General features: G+C 40.7%; 22 protein-coding genes. 10 read left to right on the top strand and 12 right to left on the bottom strand.

Annotation, left to right across the window (positions count from 1 at the left end; all coding sequences use genetic code 11):
- Positions 1-161 precede the first annotated feature (161 nt).
- The 4 genes from MTN96_RS30900 to MTN96_RS30915 form a co-directional block, all read right to left on the bottom strand.
- Complete coding sequence (locus MTN96_RS30900) at positions 162-1,070, bottom strand: hypothetical protein (RefSeq protein ID WP_248533989.1); 909 nt, start codon at positions 1,068-1,070, stop codon at positions 162-164.
- A 174-nt stretch (positions 1,071-1,244) separates the two neighbouring features.
- On the bottom strand, positions 1,245-2,435 hold the full coding sequence (locus tag MTN96_RS30905; RefSeq protein ID WP_248533991.1) for a dipeptidase: 1,191 nt from the start codon (positions 2,433-2,435) through the stop codon (positions 1,245-1,247).
- A gap of 60 nt (positions 2,436-2,495) precedes the next feature.
- Positions 2,496-2,741, bottom strand: coding sequence for a YheU family protein (locus MTN96_RS30910; RefSeq protein ID WP_036980572.1), 246 nt, complete (start codon positions 2,739-2,741; stop codon positions 2,496-2,498).
- A 2-nt stretch (positions 2,742-2,743) separates the two neighbouring features.
- A complete protein-coding gene (locus MTN96_RS30915; RefSeq protein WP_248533993.1) occupies positions 2,744-3,730 on the bottom strand; it encodes a hydrolase in 987 nt (328 codons plus the stop codon).
- A gap of 588 nt (positions 3,731-4,318) precedes the next feature.
- On the opposite strand from MTN96_RS30915, the gene MTN96_RS30920 reads away from it, so the two are divergent.
- Both MTN96_RS30920 and MTN96_RS30925 read left to right on the top strand, forming a co-directional pair.
- Positions 4,319-4,819: a hypothetical protein gene (locus MTN96_RS30920; RefSeq protein ID WP_010392329.1), complete on the top strand. Its 501-nt coding sequence runs from the start codon at positions 4,319-4,321 to the stop codon at positions 4,817-4,819.
- Complete coding sequence (locus tag MTN96_RS30925) at positions 4,812-5,033, top strand: helix-turn-helix transcriptional regulator (RefSeq protein WP_010392331.1); 222 nt, start codon at positions 4,812-4,814, stop codon at positions 5,031-5,033. The genes MTN96_RS30920 and MTN96_RS30925 overlap by 8 nt, the downstream gene beginning before the upstream one ends.
- Before the next feature lie 97 nt (positions 5,034-5,130).
- Here MTN96_RS30925 and MTN96_RS30930 read toward each other — a convergent pair whose 3' ends face one another.
- Both MTN96_RS30930 and MTN96_RS30935 read right to left on the bottom strand, forming a co-directional pair.
- Complete coding sequence (locus MTN96_RS30930) at positions 5,131-5,547, bottom strand: TIGR02444 family protein (protein WP_036980566.1); 417 nt, start codon at positions 5,545-5,547, stop codon at positions 5,131-5,133.
- Positions 5,534-7,453 carry an ATP-binding cassette domain-containing protein gene (locus MTN96_RS30935; protein ID WP_138627313.1) on the bottom strand — a complete coding sequence of 640 codons (1,920 nt, stop codon included), beginning with the start codon at positions 7,451-7,453 and terminating at the stop codon, positions 5,534-5,536. The genes MTN96_RS30930 and MTN96_RS30935 overlap by 14 nt, the downstream gene beginning before the upstream one ends.
- Before the next feature lie 132 nt (positions 7,454-7,585).
- On the opposite strand from MTN96_RS30935, the gene MTN96_RS30940 reads away from it, so the two are divergent.
- The gene (locus MTN96_RS30940) at positions 7,586-7,789 is read left to right on the top strand and encodes a YheV family putative zinc ribbon protein (RefSeq protein WP_248533995.1); all 204 of its coding nucleotides are present in this window, start codon (positions 7,586-7,588) and stop codon (positions 7,787-7,789) included.
- Between the two features lie 11 nt (positions 7,790-7,800).
- On the opposite strand, the gene MTN96_RS30945 is transcribed toward MTN96_RS30940, so the two are convergent.
- The gene (locus tag MTN96_RS30945; protein WP_036980562.1) at positions 7,801-8,016 is read right to left on the bottom strand and encodes a SlyX family protein; all 216 of its coding nucleotides are present in this window, start codon (positions 8,014-8,016) and stop codon (positions 7,801-7,803) included.
- Positions 8,003-9,001, bottom strand: coding sequence for a WD40 repeat domain-containing protein (locus MTN96_RS30950; RefSeq protein WP_036980559.1), 999 nt, complete (start codon positions 8,999-9,001; stop codon positions 8,003-8,005). The genes MTN96_RS30945 and MTN96_RS30950 overlap by 14 nt, the downstream gene beginning before the upstream one ends.
- 195 nt (positions 9,002-9,196) lie before the next feature.
- Here MTN96_RS30950 and fkpA point away from each other — a divergent pair, with 195 nt between their 5' ends.
- Positions 9,197-9,949: an FKBP-type peptidyl-prolyl cis-trans isomerase gene (fkpA, locus tag MTN96_RS30955; protein ID WP_028834821.1), complete on the top strand. Its 753-nt coding sequence runs from the start codon at positions 9,197-9,199 to the stop codon at positions 9,947-9,949.
- 59 nt (positions 9,950-10,008) lie between these two features.
- Here fkpA and MTN96_RS30960 read toward each other — a convergent pair whose 3' ends face one another.
- Positions 10,009-10,479 carry an Rsd/AlgQ family anti-sigma factor gene (locus MTN96_RS30960; RefSeq protein WP_013466164.1) on the bottom strand — a complete coding sequence of 157 codons (471 nt, stop codon included), beginning with the start codon at positions 10,477-10,479 and terminating at the stop codon, positions 10,009-10,011.
- Between the two features lie 522 nt (positions 10,480-11,001).
- Here MTN96_RS30960 and hemE point away from each other — a divergent pair.
- A complete protein-coding gene (gene hemE / locus MTN96_RS30965) occupies positions 11,002-12,066 on the top strand; it encodes a uroporphyrinogen decarboxylase (RefSeq protein ID WP_036980553.1) in 1,065 nt (354 codons plus the stop codon).
- A 273-nt stretch (positions 12,067-12,339) separates the two neighbouring features.
- On the opposite strand, the gene sthA is transcribed toward hemE, so the two are convergent.
- Positions 12,340-13,770, bottom strand: a complete 1,431-nt coding sequence (gene sthA / locus MTN96_RS30970; protein ID WP_248533997.1) for a Si-specific NAD(P)(+) transhydrogenase — start codon at positions 13,768-13,770, stop codon at positions 12,340-12,342.
- Positions 13,771-13,783: 13 nt separating this feature from the next.
- Entirely contained in the window at positions 13,784-14,917 is a 1,134-nt protein-coding gene (locus MTN96_RS30975) for a fatty acid desaturase (RefSeq protein ID WP_248533999.1), read from the bottom strand.
- Positions 14,918-15,046: 129 nt separating this feature from the next.
- Here MTN96_RS30975 and fabR point away from each other — a divergent pair, with 129 nt between their 5' ends.
- The 5 genes from fabR to leuD all read left to right on the top strand — a co-directional run bounded on the left by fabR (position 15,047) and on the right by leuD (position 20,742).
- On the top strand, positions 15,047-15,664 hold the full coding sequence (gene fabR, locus MTN96_RS30980; RefSeq protein WP_013466159.1) for an HTH-type transcriptional repressor FabR: 618 nt from the start codon (positions 15,047-15,049) through the stop codon (positions 15,662-15,664).
- 395 nt (positions 15,665-16,059) lie between these two features.
- Positions 16,060-17,613 (top strand): 2-isopropylmalate synthase, encoded by a 1,554-nt coding sequence (leuA, locus tag MTN96_RS30985; RefSeq protein WP_248534002.1) that lies wholly within the window; start codon positions 16,060-16,062, stop codon positions 17,611-17,613.
- Complete coding sequence (gene leuB / locus MTN96_RS30990; protein ID WP_248534004.1) at positions 17,610-18,686, top strand: 3-isopropylmalate dehydrogenase; 1,077 nt, start codon at positions 17,610-17,612, stop codon at positions 18,684-18,686. The genes leuA and leuB overlap by 4 nt, the downstream gene beginning before the upstream one ends.
- A gap of 56 nt (positions 18,687-18,742) precedes the next feature.
- Entirely contained in the window at positions 18,743-20,143 is a 1,401-nt protein-coding gene (gene leuC / locus MTN96_RS30995) for a 3-isopropylmalate dehydratase large subunit (RefSeq protein WP_036980551.1), read from the top strand.
- Complete coding sequence (gene leuD / locus MTN96_RS31000) at positions 20,143-20,742, top strand: 3-isopropylmalate dehydratase small subunit (RefSeq protein WP_248534006.1); 600 nt, start codon at positions 20,143-20,145, stop codon at positions 20,740-20,742. Before leuC ends, leuD begins: the two co-directional genes overlap by 1 nt.
- A gap of 51 nt (positions 20,743-20,793) precedes the next feature.
- Here the strand turns inward: leuD and MTN96_RS31005 are convergent, their stop codons facing one another.
- Entirely contained in the window at positions 20,794-21,087 is a 294-nt protein-coding gene (locus MTN96_RS31005; protein WP_138626745.1) for a hypothetical protein, read from the bottom strand.
- Between the last annotated feature and the right edge of the window lie 139 nt (positions 21,088-21,226).

Genomic DNA, 21,226 nt, shown 5'->3' on the forward strand with positions numbered 1-21,226 from the left:
GGTGCTGGCAAAGACACAAAAATATCCGGTTAGATATAAACGAAAAAGCACCACTCGTTCTTAAACGAGTGGTGTTAGAGCTCAGTCTCGGGTTTTTTAATGTCTGAAGTAAAAGTATTAATGTTATCGCTGTAACAAAGTAGGAGCATGAACTTAATCAGTTAGTAACCAGCATTCTTACGTAATTCATCAAGCATATCTTGGTTACCCATCATTTCGTCAAGCGTTGCCCTGACTGCATTGTCAGAGGTATTGTCATGAACTGAAAGTAGATGTTGCGCCATTTGCTTTGTATAGCCATCTTGTTTATTTTGAGCTTGGTAGTATTGCGCCATCAACCCTTGTGCAGCTAAGCGACGGATATAATCATTCGTGTCTTGCTCTAACAAGATTGTAAATTGCTCTGCAAGGCGGTAATCAAGTACCGGTGTCTGAGTTGTTAACTCAACAGCTTGAATTTTAAATTTTTCGTCACTACTGTTGTTCGCTAAATTTAAAATGTTACCTACTACTTCATAGTCATACTCGGGCATAGTAGATTTATTTAGAATATACATATTCATTTGCAGTTGGCTCAGTGCAGCTAACCTATTTAAATCAGAGATGCTTGGATCTAAAGTTTGCTCTCTTAATTGAGAGTTTATTTGTTTAGCATAATCAGGTTCTGATTTGATCCTTAAATCATAGTCTTCTGGTAAGTCTGCATAAAAGCTATAAAGAGGATTTTGCTTACGTCGTTTTTCATCTTCTTGCTGCTGTTTTTCCTCTAGTACGTCAAGAACAAGTTCCTTAAATTCGTCGGTATCTTGTTGTTGATAAGAGCCATTAGCGTGCAGTGTTAAGTTTGCTACTTTGCGTTGTAGCGAACTTACTTTCTTGCTTAGTTCGTCAATTAAGGCTTCATTAGATTGCTGATATTCTGCAGGAGTACTAATAGAAACTGTGGGGCTTAGCTGTTGCTTAGGTTTATTAGGTGAACTGGGCTGATTTTTAAAAAATGTTCCGTAGCATGAAATTACCAAGGCAAGTGTTGCTATAGTAATCGCAATAGTTCCTTTGTTTATAGTCATAAAATAATCTGCCTCTAAAATGGGTAATTAATCTGTTTTCGAAATATAAGTCTGTTAAAAAATGTGTTAAACGAGGATGAAATATACGGGTTAATTAAGAAGGCGGGGCGTGAGTGGCAAAATACGGTGTTTAAATTGGCTATAAGCGCTAGACCTAAGCCTAGCGCGTAAAGCTTAATGTGATTTTGCGTATTGCTCAGCTTGCTTCCACACTCTTAGCGTATTGCCGCTTAAAATCTTTTTAATATCGCTATCGCTGTAACCTCTGTCCATCAAACCTTGAACTAGGTTAGGGTAGCTAGATACATCCTTTAAGCCGATAGGCAGTGAGTCACCTACACCGTCGTAATCAGAGCCAATACCAACATGCTCGATACCAATTAGCTTCACAACGTGATCAATATGATCAAGAACTTGCTCAAGGCTAGCAAATGGGAATGGATTTTTAGCGCGGTACATCGCATCAAAATCTTTAGCTACTTTTTTGCCTTCTTCAGTAATTGTTTGTTTTTTACTTTTTAATTGATCGTACCAACTTCCGGCTTTTGAAGTAACAAAACTTGAACCAAAGTTAATTTGAATCACACCACCGTTCTTTTTAAGGGCTAACAGCATGTCGTCATTCATATTACGCTCAAAACCTGGTGTGTATTTACGTAGTGATGAGTGTGATGCAATCACAGGGGTGTTAGATAGTTCCATCACTTGATAAAATGCATCGTCCGAAATATGAGACACATCAATCAGCATGCCGATGTTATTCATCTCTTTTACTAGTTCTTTACCAAATGGGCTTAGGCCTTTCCACTTGCGACGAATATCGTATGATGAGTCAGATATATGGTTGCTTTGCGAGTGAGCAAGGGTGATATAGCGCACACCACGGTCAAAAAAATGCTGTAGGTTGTTTAAATCGCCTTCAATGGGTGAGCCGTTTTCCATGCCCATAGCAATCGACATTTTACCTTGCTTAAATTGTGCTTCGATATCGCTTGTTGAGCTGGCAATGGCAAACTTGTCAGGTGCACGTTGTGCAATCGCTTCCATACCATCAATCAGTTGATTCGCTAATTGAAAGCTTTTTCCTTTGCCTTCAAACTCTAAATGGGCAGGAATATAAATCGACATAAATGGCGCGTTTAAACCGCCTTTTACTGCACGAGGGTAATCAAAATCGCCGCCCTCAGTGGCTTTAGTTACATCCGCCCATTTATCATGAATGCGGTAAGGCACATCAATGTGGGTGTCGATTAAAATGGTATCGTGAGCAAGCTTGATTGCTTTATCCGAGGGGGTTATTTCAGCGCTGACTGCGCCGGTTAATGCAATCGACATTGCAGCAACTAGTGAGCTTAGTTTTATCATTTATAATGGCTCTTTGAGTTAAAAAAACCATTGTCTATTTTTACGTCGTGTCTGACAAGTTTACTCGTCGAATTGCGCTTCACTTTGCAGTGCTTTGAATTCACGTTTAGAGATTATGGTGACCGATTCGTGCAGTTCAGAGAAAAACACCATAGCTTCGCCGCTTTTTAATTGCTGATTAACTTGCGCCACTTTACTTTCAATACTGAATTCTTGTTCGCCATAATCTGTGCCTTCACGCAGTACATAGCTTTCAATTAGGTTGTACAGTGTGTCTTTATCAAGTTGTTCAAAAGGAATAATCATAGTCACTCATTATCGGTGTTATTAAATACACATTGCTTAAAATAGTCAGGCACTACTTGCTCTAGCCAATACACGGGTTTAAATGGGTTGTTACCGCTAATAAAACCTACGTGGCCGCCTTTTTCAGAGATACGCAGCGTAACATGCTCACTTACATCTTGACTACTTGGAACTGCTTTAATCGACAGCATAGGGTCGTCTTTGGCATGAATAATTAGTGTAGGTGTCGCAATATCTTTTAAATACGGCATGGCACTGGCTTTTTCGTAGTAGTCGTGCGCATTTTCAAAGCCATGTAGCGGTGCTGTAAGCTGGTTATCGAACTCTAATAAATCGTCAATTTTCATTAATTGATCAGTGGTGATCGGTATCTGCTGTTTAATTTGCGGTAATTTACGTTGCATTGACTTTTTCATTCGATCGAGCAAATATTTTTGATAAATTTTACCTAAGCTTTTACGAATAACATCACTAGATGATGATAAATCATAGGGCGCAGATATCACGGCAGCTGCGTTAAGCGGGCAGTGAATGTTTTCTTCGCCTAAATACTTAGCCAGTACATTACCACCCAATGAAAAACCCACCGCTACAATAGGGCGATTTGGAAACTGTTGTTTTAAATGATTTATAAAAAAAGCTAAATCGGCGGTGTCGCCACTATGGTAGGCTCTTGGTAAGCGGTTTACTTCGGTTGAGCAGTTTCTAAAGTGCATCAATACGACAGCAAAGCCTTGCTTTTTTAATGCCTTCATCATGCCTTTGGCATAAAAACTGTTGATATTGCCTTCAAGTCCATGAAGTACCACTGCGAGTGGTGCTTTTTCGTTATGCGGGAGTGACCAAGCAAGCTCAATAAAGTCTCCGTCGGGCGTATCAAGTTGCGCAAGTTCGTAGCGAGTATGATGAAAAGGGCGGAAAAAACGCGGTATTATGGTTTGAACGTGTCGGTTGGTCATCCACCATGCGGGTTTGAACTTAGGGATCATGTCTGTACTACGCACTTTGCAATTAACGAAGCGCTAGTGTAGCAAATTTTTTATATTTAAAAATAAAAAGCGCCTAATCAGTAAACTAATAAGGCGCTTTGTGCGTCGTGCTTAATGCTGTTCTTTAATATCTGCATCGTGTACTTTTTTCATGAAAAAATACACAAAGAAGAGGCATAAACTAATAACGACGCCTAAAAATCCAAATGATAAAAATAGTACTGGGTCGCTAAAAAAATCTCTAAAGAATACGTCCATAATTGCCTCCTGATGTCTATGGGGTAATCATAGGCTGGCTCAGTGGTACTTGATATGATCCAGATCAAGCTATTTTACAGATTATAAAATGGGCAATGCAGATGTTGATTTTGATCAATAAAGTTAAGTCGATTTTGCACTTTTTAGTAAATTATCTGCGATTTTTTAATCACTTTTATAATAAAGATGGTCAGCAAAGTTCAGCTTTGAATAACCGTTGCTTTGTTTTAGGTTAAATAAAATAAACCTGATGTTAAATATATTTGACATGGCTAAAAAGTGAACTTATAGTTTAAAAGTCAAAAATATTTTACTTGGAGTTAGCTTTATATGACTCGTTCAGAGCACTTTAAAGAGCTTTTACAAAGCATAAGTTTTAGAGAACTGACGCTGAGTATCGATTTACTAGTAAGTGTGTACATATCTTACTTTTATGTAAACAGCCTAATGAATGCGAGTACGCAGCAGCTTAGTTCTGTTTCTTGGTTATCTGGCTTATTGCTACAGGTGTTAATTTATTCTGTGATACTTATAGTATTGAGCTATTTATTACTTACATTTATCAGTGATAATGAATTAAATCAGCCACCTGATGTGAGAGAAAAGCAAATAAATTTAGTGGGTTATAAATACAAGGCCATAATCTTACAGGCGGGAATTTGTGTTGCTATTTTTCAATATCAAATTGAAGCTAATAACTGGGGCCCAGCTATCGAATATAATATTCCATATTTACCAATGCATATCATGGTAGGCGCTTTTTTGATTGCCGAAATAGTCAATTACATAGCGCAGCTTTATAAAGGCAGAACGGGTGATATCTATGAGTGAGTATGCAATAACTAACTCTATTCGAACATTACGCTTTTTACGCGATGAAATGACGCAAAAGCAGTTAGCAGATGCTATTGGCGTAACGCGGCAAACGGTAATGGCAATTGAGGCAAATAAATATTCACCCACTTTAGAGGTGGCTTTTAAAATTTCTTTAGTTTTTAACTTACCTTTAGAAGAGGTATTTCAATACAAAACTAAAGATATATAGCTTGGTGTATAAAAGTAAACCAAAGTAACCATGTATATAAGAGCTAATATTCATAATATAAATGGCTTTATGATCTGATGAAATTAATAGTGAAAAATTATGCCAAATATTTATCGCTGTTATTGGGCGTTGCACAAGGTGTTAAATTCATACTATTAACTTCATCAATCAATATTATTTGTTGCTGCTTTTCTAATTTTAGCTCGGCACCTAGAAGCGCTTTTCGAATTGCGGCGTAATCTGTAACCTCGGTTTTATTGGCTTTTAAATAGGCACGTGTGGCTCGAAGTGGCTTCAATGCCTGCTTATCAAGCTCACTAATTGATTGTTCAAGCTTATTTAGCTGTGCTTGGCTAATTGTTAGATTGAGAGAATCTAAGTAGTAAAGCAATAAGCACAGGTTTACGTTTTTACCTAGCTGGTTTTGATAATCCAACAGGCGCGTTTGCATGTCACCTTTGCTATAAAGGTTACATGCAAACTGCCAAAAATCGTTGCTGTTAAGCAAGTTCATCGGCGAATGCCTGCTCTTTTTGTTCCATTTCTTCAAGGGCCATAAGTAGCTCTTCTTCAACATCGTTAAGCTTAGGCGTAAGTGTGGCTTGTTTAGTAATTAACTCTTTAAGCTTAGCTTTATTTTCATCGTTATAAAGTGTGTTATCGCCTAGCGCCTCTTCAACGTCAGCTAATTCTGCAGCAAATTTATCCAATTGTTTTTCAAGCTTTTCAATTTGCTTTTTCAGCGGTTGAATCGCTTTTCTAAACTCGGCCTCTAAGCGCTTTTGTTCTTTACGGTTAACTTGTGAATGGGCTTTTGGCTCTTCGTCGGTGTCGTTTTTAGCGGCTTCTTTATTAGCATTAAGCAGCCACTGATAATATGCATCTAGGTCGTAGCCAAATTGGGTGACCTCGCCATTATCAACTAAATAAAATTCATCGGCGGTATTTTTAAGCATATGACGGTCATGCGATACCGTGACCATAGCGCCTTCAAAGCCTTGTAATGCCATAACTAAAGCGTGGCGCATTTCTAAATCAAGGTGGTTGGTTGGCTCATCGAGTAGTAATAAATTTGGTTTTTGATAAACCAACATAGCCAGTACTAAACGGGCTTTTTCACCGCCAGAAAAGGGGGCAACTGGGTCGAGTGCTTTATCGCCTACAAAGGCAAAACCGCCTAAAAAGTCACGCAATGATTGTTCGCTGGCTTTAGGGTTTAAGCGTTGAAGGTGAGTGACGGCACTGGCTTTTAAATCTAGAGACTCCAGTTGATGCTGCGCAAAGTAGCCAATGTTTAAGCCTTGATGCTGAAACACTTCACCTGCTTGAGGTTGTAAGTCACCAGAGAGCAGCTTAATTAGTGTTGATTTACCTGCGCCATTTCTGCCCAGTAGTGCAATACGGCTGCCTGGTACTAAGTTCAGCTTAATACTGTTTAAAATGGTGACATCGCCATAACCGGCTTTGGCTTTGTCGAGTGTCATTAACGGGTTAGGCAGGGCGGTTGGCTCGGCAAATTCAAAATCAAATGGCGAGTCAACATGTGCTGGGGCAAGTTTTTCCATTCGCTCTAGCGCTTTAACACGGCTTTGTGCCTGTTTGGCTTTACTAGCTTTGGCTTTAAAGCGGGTAATGAACTGCTCAAGATGCGCTATTTGTTCTTGTTGTTTTTCAAACATGGCTTGCTGCTGTAATAGGCGCTCAGCTTTTTGGCGTTCAAACTGCGAGTAGTTACCTTTGTACACATTAATAAGTTGTTTATCTATATGCCAAATTTGATCAACCACAGCATCTAAAAACTCACGGTCGTGAGAAATAAGTACTAGCGTGCCGGTGTAGGCACGTAAAAAACGCTCGAGCCAATACACGGCATCTAAATCTAGGTGGTTTGTTGGCTCATCCAGTAATAGTAAGTCGGCATCGCGAATAAGCGCTTGGGCTAAGTTTAAGCGCATGCGCCAACCACCCGAAAATGCACTTACCGGGTTTTCTATTTGATTATTAGCAAAGCCTAAACCATGTAACAGCTCACCTGCTTTGGCTTCAATGCTATAGCCTTTAATATTTTCAAGCTGAATATGCACTTTAGCTTGGGTGTCGCCATCGTTATTTTGCTCGGCTTCACGTAGCGCTATACGCAGTGCATAATATTCAGGGTGGCCTTGTAGTACGTAATCTATAGCGCTTATTTCAAGGGCGGGGGTTTCTTGCTTTACTGAGGCCAGTGACCAATCTTTAGGAATACTGCAATTACCGCCATCTAACGAAAGCTCAGACTTTAATAAACTAAATAACGTTGACTTACCACAGCCATTGGCACCAACAAGGCCTACTTTGTGCTCTGGGAATAGTGTAGCCGATGCATTTTTTAATAAAGCTTTGCCACCGCGAAGCAGTTCTATTTCTGAGATTTGGATCATAAATACGTTACTTTACTGTGCCTTGATTGAATTGCGGCCATTATAACACGGATCTTATTAGCTATATCAATCGTATCAAGTAGGCAAAGATTGCGATAAAATAACGTCAGTTAAAATGGTAGGAAAAACGAAGTGAAACATAAAAAACGATTTATTGCTGGAGCAACGTGTCCTGAGTGTAAAACCATGGATATGTTAATGCTCTACAAAGAGCATGACGTAGAAAAAGTTGAATGTATGCAGTGTGGTCATAAAATGACTCAACCAGAGCAGGCTGTGCAGGCATCAACACGCCAATTTGAACAGATCATTGGCGTGTTTAATCCAGGCGACTAAACCTAAACAGTTTAGTAATGCGGTGGCGGAGGCTCCGGTATATTCGACATCATAGGTTGCGATGCTTGCGACTCTTTAAGTTTTTCAGCCAGCAACTCGGTTTGGCGCTTTATTTTTGCCAACTGTTGCTGGTGAACTTTTATTTCATCATTCAAAATTTCAATTGTTTCGTCTTGAAAAGCCACTTTAGCCTCAAGTTCCATTAGCCGATGTTCAATTGTGTTCATTTGGTTCTCGTATAATAAAGCGCTCAGCGATTCCGCTCGAGCTTTCAGTTAACAATGATTTACCGTTATCTGTAAATGCCACATCAAGTACCACTGCCGATTTGGGCTTACTGCCTTCTCGCGGAGTGACTTGCCATGTTTGAATTTTTTCACCACTGGTTAGCTGCCATAAATCAACTCGTTTATTGGGTGAACCGGTTGCTAATAAAGTGCCTTGATCGTTAAAGCGCACTGCGGTAAAAATTTTCTGACGCGCAATATACTTTAGTTTACTAACAAGGTCACCTGTAGTCAGCTCCCATACATTTGCTTGTGCCATACTGTCGGCGGTAAAAGCATAACGACCTTGAGGATCTAAAGCGACTTGGGTTACTCGGGTTGGGTGATTAAAGCGATGGATAACTTGTCCACTTTGGGTATCCCATAAGTAGGCCACATAATCGTTTGAACCGCTCAATGCATAGCGCCCATTAGGTGATAGGTCTACGGTGTTTACTTTATCTTGGTGGCCTAAAAATTCAATGCGTCTGCCAGTATTAAGGTTTATAAATACTACAACGCCATCACTACGCCCGTAAACAACACTTTGGCCTTGGTTACTAATGGCAATATCGCGGATACTGGCTTTTTGTATTTTATAAAAGCCTTTATTTTTGCCGGTGGCAATATCCCAGACCGCAAAGGTGGCTTTTTCGGCGGTAACAGCCACGCTATTATCAAAAGCAATGGCTACAGCGTAAACAAGGCTGTCTTGCGCTTGTTGTTGAAACCATTGGTATTTAAGGGCTTGCTGTTGATTATCCCAAAGAGCGACCCCATGATGGATAGAAGATACTAAGCTGTATTGACCATCGTGCGATAACGCAGATGAAAAGGCGCCCTGTGCTGTGTGCTCAAAACTGGCCACTGCTTGTTGTTTTTCATCACTACATGCAATTGTTAATAAACAGCAAGTGGCGACTAAAAAAGTACGAAATAACGACATATTACAGGTATTTCCTCTTAACTCTTCGTGACTGAGAGGTTAGACTAGGTCTCGTTAAACGCCTAGGTTGTTTGTCTAATCACTGGATATGTTTTTAGTTTAGCTATTAAACAAGCAGCCTACCATGTAGGCCGTTAATCTTTAACTAGTAATATTACAATAAATGGCAACTGCAAAGTGTGTCGGAGATTTAAAATGAGAAAGACGATTAAATTGTCATTGATTGCAGCGTCAGTTTTAGCGCTTACAGCTTGTAATCAAGAAGCAAAAAAAGAGCAAGCAGACGTTAAGCTAGATACTGTAGCACAGCAACAAGCGTACGGTATTGGTGCATCTGTAGGTAACTTTTTAAATAAAGACCTAGCGGATAAAAAAGAAATTGGTATTGAATTAGACCAAGCTTTATTAATGCGAGGCTTTGAAGATGCACTTGCGGGTAATGCAAAAATTGACGAAGAGAAAATTCGTGAAGTACTAACAGCATTAGACGAATCAGTGCGTACTAAACAAGAAGAAAAAGCAAAAGTAGAGTCTGAAAAAAGCAAAGCTGAAGGTGAAAAATACCTAGCTGATAACGCTAAAAAAGAAGGCGTGATGGTTACTGAGTCTGGTTTACAGTACGAAGTAATGAGCGAAGGCGAAGGCGCAAAACCAGTAGCAACTGATGTGGTTAAAGTACATTATAAAGGCACATTGTTAGACGGTACTGAGTTCGATAGCTCTTACTCACGTAACGAGCCGACAACGTTCCCACTAAACCGTGTAATTCCTGGTTGGACTGAAGGTTTACAACTTATGCCTGTAGGGTCTAAGTACAAATTTACTATTCCTTCAGACCTTGCTTACGGCGATCGTGATTTAGGTAAAATTCCTGCTAATTCAACACTTATTTTTGAAGTTGAATTATTAGAAATTCAAAATGATGCAGAAGCTGCCGCTGCAGAATAAGCGTTATAGATAGTAAAAAAGGGACCTTAGGTCCCTTTTTTACTACGTTGAATAACTAATTAGTCAGTATGATTAGAAAATAAGTTATCAATCAGCTCATCTTCAAGTGCAAAGCGCGCTTCGAGTGCTTCACCCATTACTGAAAGATCGTTATCAAAGCCCTCTAGTAAATCTTCAGCATCTACCTCAGCGTACTTATCGTTGAAATCCAGAGCGATGTCAGTGGTATCTGAAATACGAGGGTATATCGTATTAGCGAGTTGCTGGCTTTCTAGGCCTTTCTTTTCACAGGCTTTAGCAATATCGTCGTACACTTCAAAGTGGCCGGCCGATAAATAATCCATTAAAATTTGGCAAAATGCCTGAATTTGTGATGGTTCAGGCAAAGACTGATCTTTTTTCTCATAAGGTGAAAAGCCTGCAATTTTACAGTAAAGAACAATCAGCTCTTGGCGTTCGTTTAACCAATTATCGATGACCGTATGGCTACCCCCCCACTTTTGTTGAGCTTTTTCTACACGCTTCAGCATAATTCTTCTCCTAAGCTGGGTTGGATTTTTTAAATTAAAAATAAAACTTATAAAAATAAAACTTATGTTATCCAAGATATATTTAATTGGCGTGTATATCAACAAGTAAAATAGATGTAATACCAGAGGGAATTTTGTTTAAGGGCATAAGTTGTAAGTAGTTTATTCCAGGCAAGAAAAAACCACCTATTACGGTGGTTTAATTTCTTTATTAGACTTGTTTAAACAAGCATTCTTATTTTTATTAGAGATTTTTATTATTTTTATATTAACAATTTTTGTTATTGTTTTGTTAACGCGGGAGATACAATATCAAGCTTTTTTAGGTGTTGCAAATAGTTTAATGAAAAGTTTTTATTATTAACGTTTGTTTGGTTTTTTTATGTACAAAGCAACATGAAAATTAAAAATTACTTGATCTAGCGCTACTCTGTAGCGATTTAATCGCTTAGCGATAGAGGGGTCGTGAATATGGTGGTACAATCTTGCACAATTTCTAAAAGCCCTAGGACTCTATACGCTATGAGCGAATTAAAAAACGACCGTTATTTACGTGCCCTTGCCAAGCAACCTGTTGATGTCACGCCGATATGGATGATGCGTCAAGCAGGACGTTATTTACCTGAATACCGTGCTACACGTGCACAAGCGGGCGATTTTATGAGCCTGTGTAGAAATGCTGAGTTAGCCTGTGAAGTAACATTACAGCCTTTGCGCCGTTACCCATTAGATGCAGCTATTTTGTTTAGTGATATTTTAACTATTCCCGATGCAATGGGATTAGGCTTGTACTTCGAAACAGGCGAAGGCCCTAAGTTTGAACGCCCAATTTCGTCACTAGCTGATGTTAAAAAAATTCCTAAACTCGATCCTACCGATGAGCTTGGCTATGTAATGAACGCAGTGAGCACTATTCGTCGTGAACTTAAAGGCGAAGTGCCATTAATTGGTTTTTCAGGTTCGCCTTGGACACTTGCAACTTACATGGTTGAAGGTGGTAGCAGTAAAGTATTTGGTAAAATCAAAAAAATGGCGTTTGCTGAGCCGCAAACACTGCATTTATTACTCGATAAACTAGCTGATTCGGTGATAGATTACTTAAACGCGCAAGTTAAAGCGGGTGCGCAATCGCTAATGGTATTTGACTCATGGGGCGGTGTACTAAGCCCGCGTGATTACAATGAGTTTTCATTGCAATACATGCATAAAATTGTTGATGGCTTAATTCGTGAATACGATGGCCGTAAAGTACCGGTTACTTTATTTACCAAAAATGGTGGTCAGTGGATTGAAGCGATTGCCGCAACGGGCTGTGACGCAGTAGGTTTAGATTGGACTATTAACATTGGTGATGCTAAACGTCGTGTTGGCGATAAAGTAGCACTGCAAGGTAATATGGACCCATCAATGCTTCATGGTACGCCTGATCGTATTCGCCAAGAGGTTGGTACTATTTTAGAAGACTTTGGTACTGGCAATGGCCATGTATTTAATTTAGGCCACGGCATTACACCAGATGTTGACCCAGAAAATGCCGGTGTATTCATTAACGCTGTGCATGAATTAAGTGCGCAATATCATAAATAACCTGAACTCTGGATAATAAATCTATCTCAAGCAGCTATTTACAGCGCTAACTACGTTGAATTTACTTGCAATAGGCGAGCTATTGACGCGTAATTTCGCCTTGTTTTCACTGGAAATCTCTGGCTAGAGAAAATAAATATAAATATCAATTTTGATTCAATATGTTAGTAAGTCTCTTAATCAAAGTTCAGGTTAAATAGTTTCTAAATAATGATGAGTTATTAAAAAAGCCCGCTTGATTCAAGCGGGCTTTTTGTTACCTAGTGCTTAATATTACTTAAACAAGCGATTTAAGCCATTTAACGCCGCAACTCGGTAGGCTTCTGCCATCGTTGGGTAGTTAAACGTGGTATTTACAAAGTAGTCGATGGTGTTGCCACCATTTTTTTGTTCCATAATAGCTTGGCCAATATGTACAATTTCAGAGGCACGCTCACCAAAGCAGTGCACGCCGAGTACTTCTTTGGTTTCTGTATGAAATAATATTTTTAAACTGCCCACATCGGTGCCTGCAATTTGCGCGCGGGCTAAATGTTTAAATTGCGCACGTCCCACTTCATACGGTACTTTTGCAGCAGTTAATTGCTGCTCTGTTTTACCGACAGAACTCATTTCAGGAATAGTATAAATACCGGCTGGAATATCAATAATCAGCTTTTCATCACAATTACCACACGCGATGGCATCTGCGGCAATTCGACCTTGATCAAAGGCAGCACTAGCAAGACTTGGATAGCCAATAACATCACCTACCGCGTATACATTGTCTACTTCTGTTTGGTAGGTTTCGTTTACTTTTATCTGTCCGCGGCTATCTGCTTTTAAGCCAATGGCTTCTAAATTAAGGGTGTCAGTGTTACCGGTTCGGCCATTGGCAAATAAAATACAGTCAGCTTTAACACGTTTGCCCGATTTTAAATGCATAACAACGCAGTCATCACGGGTTTCAATGCGATCAAATTCTTCGTTATGACGAATTACAATACCGCTATTCCAAAAGTGATAGCTTAATGCATCAGATATTTCAGCATCCATGAACGCCAATAAGCGATCGCGAGTATTCACTAAGTCGACTTTGGCACCTATCCCTTTAAAGATAGACGCATATTCACAACCAATTACACCCGCGCCGTATATAAGTACGCGATGAGGGTCATGTTCAAGGCCTAAAATAGTGTCACTTTCGTAAATTCGTGAGTGGGTGAAATCAACCCCTGGTGGGCGATAAGGTCGTGAGCCGGTAGCAATAACAATCGTTTGTGCAGTAAGGCGCTCAGTAGAACCGTCATTACGCCTAATTTCAATAGTGTGCTTATCAACAAAGCTAGCGTCGCCTTGAAACATATGAATGCGGTTACGATCGTAAAAACTGCTGCGTAAGTTTGACTGCTTTGAAATTACCGAACTGGCATGGCGTAAAATATCAGGAAAGGTAAGTCTTGCCGGACGCTCGCCTACGTTAAATAAAGGATTTGCTTTGTATTCAATATAGCGACTAACAGAATGACGAAGTGCCTTTGAAGGAATGGTACCCCAATGTACACAGCCACCACCCACGGCTGTTTGGCGTTCAATAACCGCTACTTTTTTGTTACTTTTAGAGAGGTTCATAGCGGTCCCTTCACCGCCAGGACCCGTGCCAATAATGATTGCATCATATTGGTATGTCACGGGTACTTTTTTCTTTTCTGGTTGTTTGGCCACAGCCACTCCTATTTTAACTAAAAGAGGCTTTTAATAACCTCGCATTAAGTGCTAGCCATGCCTGTTTTTGTGTTTCCCAGGCGGCCTCAAGCTCGTGATATTGTGCCATTAATGCCGACTTTTCACACTGCTTTGCCATATTATTTTTTTTAGCTTCCAACACTTGTTTTTGTAATGAGCAATAATTTTGCAGTTTTTTAAGCAACAAATCGTACTCTTGTTGTAATAATGTAAGCTTATCTTGCGCTAAAGGCAATTTTGCGAGGCGGCCTTGTGTTTTGCTCATCAAGGTTTCTGCTTTAGCTTTTTCGATGCGCTCAACCGGTGTGCGCTTTAATTTACTTGCTAGACCAAGAGCTGCTAACGAGCGGATCATCCATTTAGTTGGGTCGTAATGAAACCACTTAATGCCGTTGCGGTAATCGCTAGCAAAAATATGATGAAAGTTATGATAACCCTCGCCATAAGTAAATAAGGCTAAAAAGCCGTTATCGCGTGCGGTATTTTTTTCTGTGTAAGGGCGAGAACCCCAAATGTGCGCAACAGAGTTAATAAAAAAGGTAAAATGCTGGCTCAGTACTAAACGAAGTAGTCCCGCTAGTAATAACATGCCCCACACATCACCTAACATTAAACCTAATACCAGTGGTAAACCAATATTCATGGCAACTACCAGCTTTAAGTAATGTTTATGTTGCCACATCACTATTTTATTGCGTTGTAGGTCGCGGCAATTGCTGTAATCACCGTAGCTATCGCCTTGGTAGTCGCGCAGCATCCAGCCTATGTGACTATACCAAAAGCCGTTGGTAGCTGCATAAGGGTCTTTTACAGGGTCATCAACTTGACCGTGGTGAATACGATGATCGCTGCTCCAATGCAGTGCACTGTTTTGCAAAGCAAACGCGCCGCCTAAGGCAAAAATAAATTCAACGACCGGGTGTGCATTGTAAGTTTTGTGCGCCCATAAACGATGGTAACCCGCAGTGATCGATAATCCCGCGAAAAACATGCAAGCTACAAAAGCAGCCCATTGTGTGCCTGTAAAGCCATAGTTAAACCCATACCAAGGTACAAGTGTAACAGCAGCCAAAAACGTCAGGCTAAAGAAAAGGACGTTGGTCCATATAAGTGGTGGTTTTTTCATCTTTCTCATTTCTCAGCGTACAACTGTACGCTAAAATAATATTTCAATCTGCTGCCGTCAAGTATTAGACTGTACTATTAGCTATTTTTTAATTAAAAATTTATTACAAATTCATTCAGGGAGCTGTTGATGTCGGGCGTTAGAGCACAACAGAAACAAAAAACACGACAAGCATTAATTGAAGCTGCTTTTAATCAGCTTAGTGCTGATCATAGCTTTTCAAATTTGAGCTTGCGTGAAGTAGCGCGCGAAGCCGGTATTGCGCCCACCTCTTTTTATCGTCACTTTAAAGATATGAACGAGCTAGGTTTAACCATGGTTGATGAAGCGGGTTTAACGCTGCGTCAGCTGATGCGTCAAGCTCGTAGGCGAATAGCCAGTGGCGGCAGTGTAATAAATACGTCTGTGGTTACTTTTATGGAGTTTATTGATAACTCTAGTAATCAATTTAGGTTATTGCTGCGTGAGCGCTCGGGTACCTCAAAAGCATTTAGAGCGGCAGTAGCACGTGAAGTGAAACACTTTATTTTAGAGCTTGCTCATTATTTAGAAAGTGAAACGCCCTGTGATGCGATTCATGCGTATATTCAGGCAGAGGCTATGGTTACGTTGGTATTTAATGCTGGCGCCGAAGCGCTAGATATTGAAGGTCAGCAACGCGATGAATTAATTGAGCGAGTTATTTGGCAGTTACGCTATATTACTCGTGGTGCGTCAAATTACGTACGCGCAGAAAAGAAAGAGTAAATATTAAAAAAAGTTAAAATAAGCACTGTACTTTACGGTGCTTGTTAATTTAAACGCCACGCCCTCTGAGTTTGAATTTTTTATCTCCTTTTTATCTATTTGTTGAATTTTAAATCCCTTAAAAGTCTTGTGTAATTATTTTTATGGTATTTTTATGCTTGCACCTACTGCGCTGCAATGATAAAAATAAGCCTCATTGGACACACACACAAGAAAACAAATGCAAACTAATCGTTTAATTACACTAAAACTAAACCTCTTACTGCTGTGGCAAGTGAGCGGGGATTAGTGTGTTTGCATTGAGCTAAACAACAAAACCCCGCAATTGCGGGGTTTTTTTTATCTCGCTGCAGGGATAAATCGAAATTTGGGTAACACAGGAATGAGGGGCAGTTATGCAAGAGCAAGATAAAGTATGGATTTTTGATACCACCTTACGTGATGGCGAACAGGCACTTAAAGCAAGCCTGACTGAAGATGATAAAATTCAACTAGCGCATACCATTAGCCGCTTAAATGTGGATGTCATGGAAGTGGGCTTTCCGGTTTCGAGCCCCGCTGACTTTCGCTCAGTGCAGCGAATTGCCACTGAAGTAAAAGGCCCTATTATTTGTGGCTTAGCACGCTCGGTTGCCAAAGATATTGAGGCCTGTGGCGAGGCGCTTCGCAGTGCACAGCAAAGCCGTATTCATACTTTTATTGCAGCCAGCCCGCTTCATCTTGAACACAAGTTGCGAATGAGCCTTGATGATGCCACTGCAATGGCGGTTAAATCAATCAAGCTTGCTCGTAATTACACTGATGATGTGGAATTTTCATGTGAAGACGCAGGACGTACACCACATTGGGATTTATGCAAAATAGTTGAGCAAGCTATTAATGCCGGTGCATCCACGATTAACTTGCCAGATACCGTCGGTTTTGTAACGCCAGATGAATACGCAGCAATGATCCGTCATTTAATGAATAACGTGCCAAATATTGATAAAGCCCGTTTAAGTGTGCATTGCCATAACGACTTAGGCTTAGCCGTTGCTAACTCTGTTGCTGCCGTTCAAGCAGGTGCTCGCCAAATCGAATGTACGATTAATGGTATAGGGGAGCGCGCGGGTAATTGTTCACTTGAAGAAGTGGCGATGATCATGAAAATGCGCAAAGACCATTTAAACGTATATACCGATATAAAAAGCGAAGAAATTTACCGCGCCTCTCGCCAAGTAGCCAAAATTTGTAATATGCCGGTACAGCCAAATAAAGCGATTGTTGGCGAAAATGCGTTTGCCCACAGTTCAGGTATTCACCAAGATGGTGTCTTAAAAGCGCAAAATACCTATGAAATTATGTCACCTGAAAGTGTGGGTGTGCCAAGTAATCAATTAAATATGACCTCGCGTTCAGGGCGTCATGTTATAGAGCATCGCTTAGAAGAGTTAGGTTATCAAAAATCTGATTACGACATGGATAGCTTATACCAAAGTTTCGTTGCGTTAGCTGACCAAAAAGGCACAGTATATGACTACGACCTAGAAGCAATGATTTACTTTAATCAAATCAGCGACAAAGATGAAAAATATCAATTAGAGTTTGTTCACTCTACGTCGAACTCTCAATCGGTAGCCAGCTCAACGATAGGTTTGTTGATTGATGGCGAAGCAAAACAAGAAGCGGCCACAGGTAACGGCCCGGTAGAAGCCTCATTTGCAGCCATTGAGCGCTTAACTGGTATGAGCGTTGAAATGATTGAATACAATTTAGAGGCTACCGGCCAAGGTGCAAGCTCATTAGGACAAGTGAATATTATTGCTAAATATGATGGCCGTCCTTATCACGGTGCCGGTATTGCGGCCGATGTGGTCGAAGCCTCAGTACGCGCTATGGTTCGGGTTTATAACTTAATTTATCGAGCACAAAAAGTGTCTGATTTAAAACAACAAAGGAAAGCAGGATGAGTAAAACACATTACAGCGTTGCCGTATTAGCGGGCGACGGTATTGGCCCAGAAGTTATGGCAGCTGCAGAGCAAGTGCTTGATGCAATAAGTGATAAGTTTGGTTTTACTCTGAACCGTGAACACCACGCGATTGGCGGCGCTGCGATTGATGAGTTTGGCAAAGCCCTTCCTGATACCACTTTAAAAGCATGTGAAAACGCCGATGCTATTTTATTTGGCTCCGTGGGTGGCCCTAAGTGGGAACATTTACCACCTAATGACCAACCGGAGCGCGCGTCACTGTTACCACTGCGCAAGCACTTTGGTTTGTTTTGTAACTTACGCCCTGCTCAGTTGTTACCCGCATTAAGCGCTGCATCACCACTACGTGCTGATATTAGCGAAAAAGGCTTTGATATTTTATGTGTGCGCGAGCTAACGGGTGGTATTTATTTTGGTGAAAAAGGTCGCAGTGGCGAAGGGGCAGAAGAAACTGCATTTGATACGCAAACTTATTCACGTAAAGAGATAGAGCGTATTGCACGTTTTGCTTTTGAGGCCGCTAAATTGCGCAGCAATCATGTAACCTCGGTCGATAAAGCCAATGTTTTAGCATCAAGCGTTTTATGGCGCGAAGTGGTAACCGAAGTGAGTAAAGACTTTCCAGAAGTGAGCTTAGATTATATTTATGTAGATAATGCAGCGATGCAGCTAGTTAAACAGCCTAGCCAGTTTGATGTATTACTGTGCGATAACTTATTTGGCGACATTTTATCGGACGAGTGCGCGATGATCACCGGTTCAATGGGGTTATTACCCTCCGCTAGCTTAAATCAATCAGGCTTTGGCTTGTATGAACCCGCGGGTGGTTCAGCGCCTGATATCGCCGGAAAAGGGGTGGCAAACCCAATCGCACAAATTTTAAGTGCCGCCTTAATGCTACGTTACTCATTAGGCCAAGACGAAGCGGCTCGTACGATTGAAAAAGCAGTCGCAGAGGCGGTTGAAGCCGGTGTGGGAACGCCGGATATTTATCCGCAGGGCGGCTATACCACCACCGATGTAGCAGCGGCCATCGTTTCACGCATTTAATTATTAAAGCCACAGCACCGTCAGGCTGTGGCTCAATCAGATCAGGGAGTTAGCAAGTGGCCCAAACCTTATACAATAAAATTTGGCAAGCACATACCGTTGCCAGCATTAATGAGCAAACCGATTTACTTTATATTGACCGTCATTTAGTACACGAAGTGACGTCACCACAAGCATTTGCCGGCTTACGTGAAAAAAATCGTAAAGTGCGTTGTCCAGAAAAAACCATTGCCACCATGGATCATAATGTTTCAACTAAAAGTCGTTCACTGGATGCAGCTAGCGAAGTCTCTAAAAATCAATTAATGGCACTGGATGAAAACTGTAAAGAATTTGGCATTTTGCTATACGACTTAAATTCAGTAAACCAAGGCATAGTGCATGTTATTGGCCCTGAGCAGGGGATTACTTTACCAGGTACCACTATAGTCTGCGGCGATAGTCATACTTCAACGCATGGTGCGTTTGGTGCCTTGGCACATGGTATTGGTACCTCAGAGGTTGAGCATGTATTAGCTACGCAAACGCTACAGCAAAAAAAGGCGAAGTCGTTAAAAATTCAAATTAACGGTGTATTACGCCCTACAGTAACAGCAAAAGATTTAATTATGGCGGTTATTGGCAAGCTAGGCACTGCTGGTGGCACTGGCTATGTGGCTGAATTTTGTGGTGAAGGCATAGAAGCTCTATCAATGGAAGCCCGTATGACATTGTGTAACATGAGCATTGAAATGGGTGCCAAGGCGGGTTTAATTGCCCCAGATAAAATCACTTATGAGTACTTAAAAGGCCGCCCGTTTGCACCCAAAGGTGCTGATTTTGATGCCGCTGTTGCCTACTGGGAAACTTTAAAAACGGATGATGGTGCTCATTTTGATTTAGAAGTAGAGCTAGATGCAGGCAGTATTCAACCACAAGTTACTTGGGGGACTAATCCAGAGCAAGTGATTGGCGTTGATGAATGTATTCCAGATCCAGATAAAGAAACCGATTTAATTAAAGCCGATGCAATTCGTAGTGCGCTTAAATACATGGGCTTAAAAGCGGGCGATAAACTATCAAGCGCCAAAGTAGACACGGTATTTATTGGCTCATGCACCAACAGCCGCATTGAAGATTTACGCGCTGCAGCAAAAATTGTTGAAGGTAAACAGGTTTTAGCTGGTATTGAAGCGCTGATTGTTCCAGGCTCAGGCTTAGTTAAGCAGCAAGCTGAAGATGAAGGCTTAGCCGATATTTTTAAAGCTGCAGGGTTTGAGTGGCGCGAGCCGGGTTGTTCGATGTGTTTAGCTATGAACGATGACCGTTTAGGAGCTGGTAAACGCTGTGCTTCCACCTCGAATCGTAATTTTGAAGGTCGCCAAGGGCGCGGCGGGCGTACACACTTAGTGAGCCCAGCAATGGCGGCAGCGGCTGCAATACATGGTCACTTTGTTGATATTAGAGGAGAAGCTTAATGAGCATCTATTTTAGCGGCTTAATGGCCCCACTTGATAAAAACAACGTCGATACCGACCAAATTATTCCTAAGCAGTTTTTAACCTCAACCAGCCGTGATGGTTTTGATGCAGCACTGTTTTACGATTGGCGTTATTTAGATAATGGCGAGCCAAACCCTGAATTTATTTTAAACCGTCCTTGTTACCAAGGCGCGCAAATATTATTAACCCGCGATAATTTTGGCTGTGGCTCATCACGCGAGCACGCACCATGGGCATTAAAGCAATATGGGTTTGAAGTGATTTTAGCTGAAAGCTTTGCTGATATTTTCTTTAATAACTGTGGCAACAACCAAATGCTTGCCATTGCATTGCCAGCGCAAACGCTGGAAGAGTTATTTGTGTTAAGTGAGCAGCACGACGATATTCACATTGATGTGGATCTTCAAAACCAGATGCTTACCAGTAATAAGTTTGCGCCAATTCGCTTTGATATTCGCAAAGACGTAAAAGAACGTTTATTAAGTGGCTTAGACTTTATCGGTGTAACCGAAACCCTCAATCCGCAAATTGATGCGTTTGAAAAGCAGTTAGCCGCAGAGAGACCGTGGCAGTAACCTTTTACATATGAAACTGGAGCGTAGCTTAGGTTGCGCTTTTTTAATCGCTTATATTAAAAAACCACGCAATAAGCTTGCTAATGTAACCATTGCCATTAGTAATAAATTGAGAGTTTTAAATTTCTGGTAGCGGACTACCTTTGGGTCGTTGATAGTCGAAAAAAAACCATCTTTAAATGACTCAGCAAGATTGGCATAGGGTGTCCCATCTAATGAATTTTGTGATAATTTTTTCCATTGTTCTGGGTGCTGCTCAGCAAGGTGTTGATATATATGCAAAGTGTAGCGATTTTGAATAATTAATAGTAATACGATGATTACTAGGCCGATATAGTTCTCCATCTATATATGAGCTCCGTGCTAAAACTGACTTTGTGTTTAATTACCTACCTTTATCAATCAACGATATTTAATTTCTCATTTTCTTTCAAGCGATATTTTTTTACTAATTAATTACAGTAAAATCCTATTGCTCTGTTAA

Source organism: Pseudoalteromonas sp. 2CM28B (assembly GCF_023161935.1).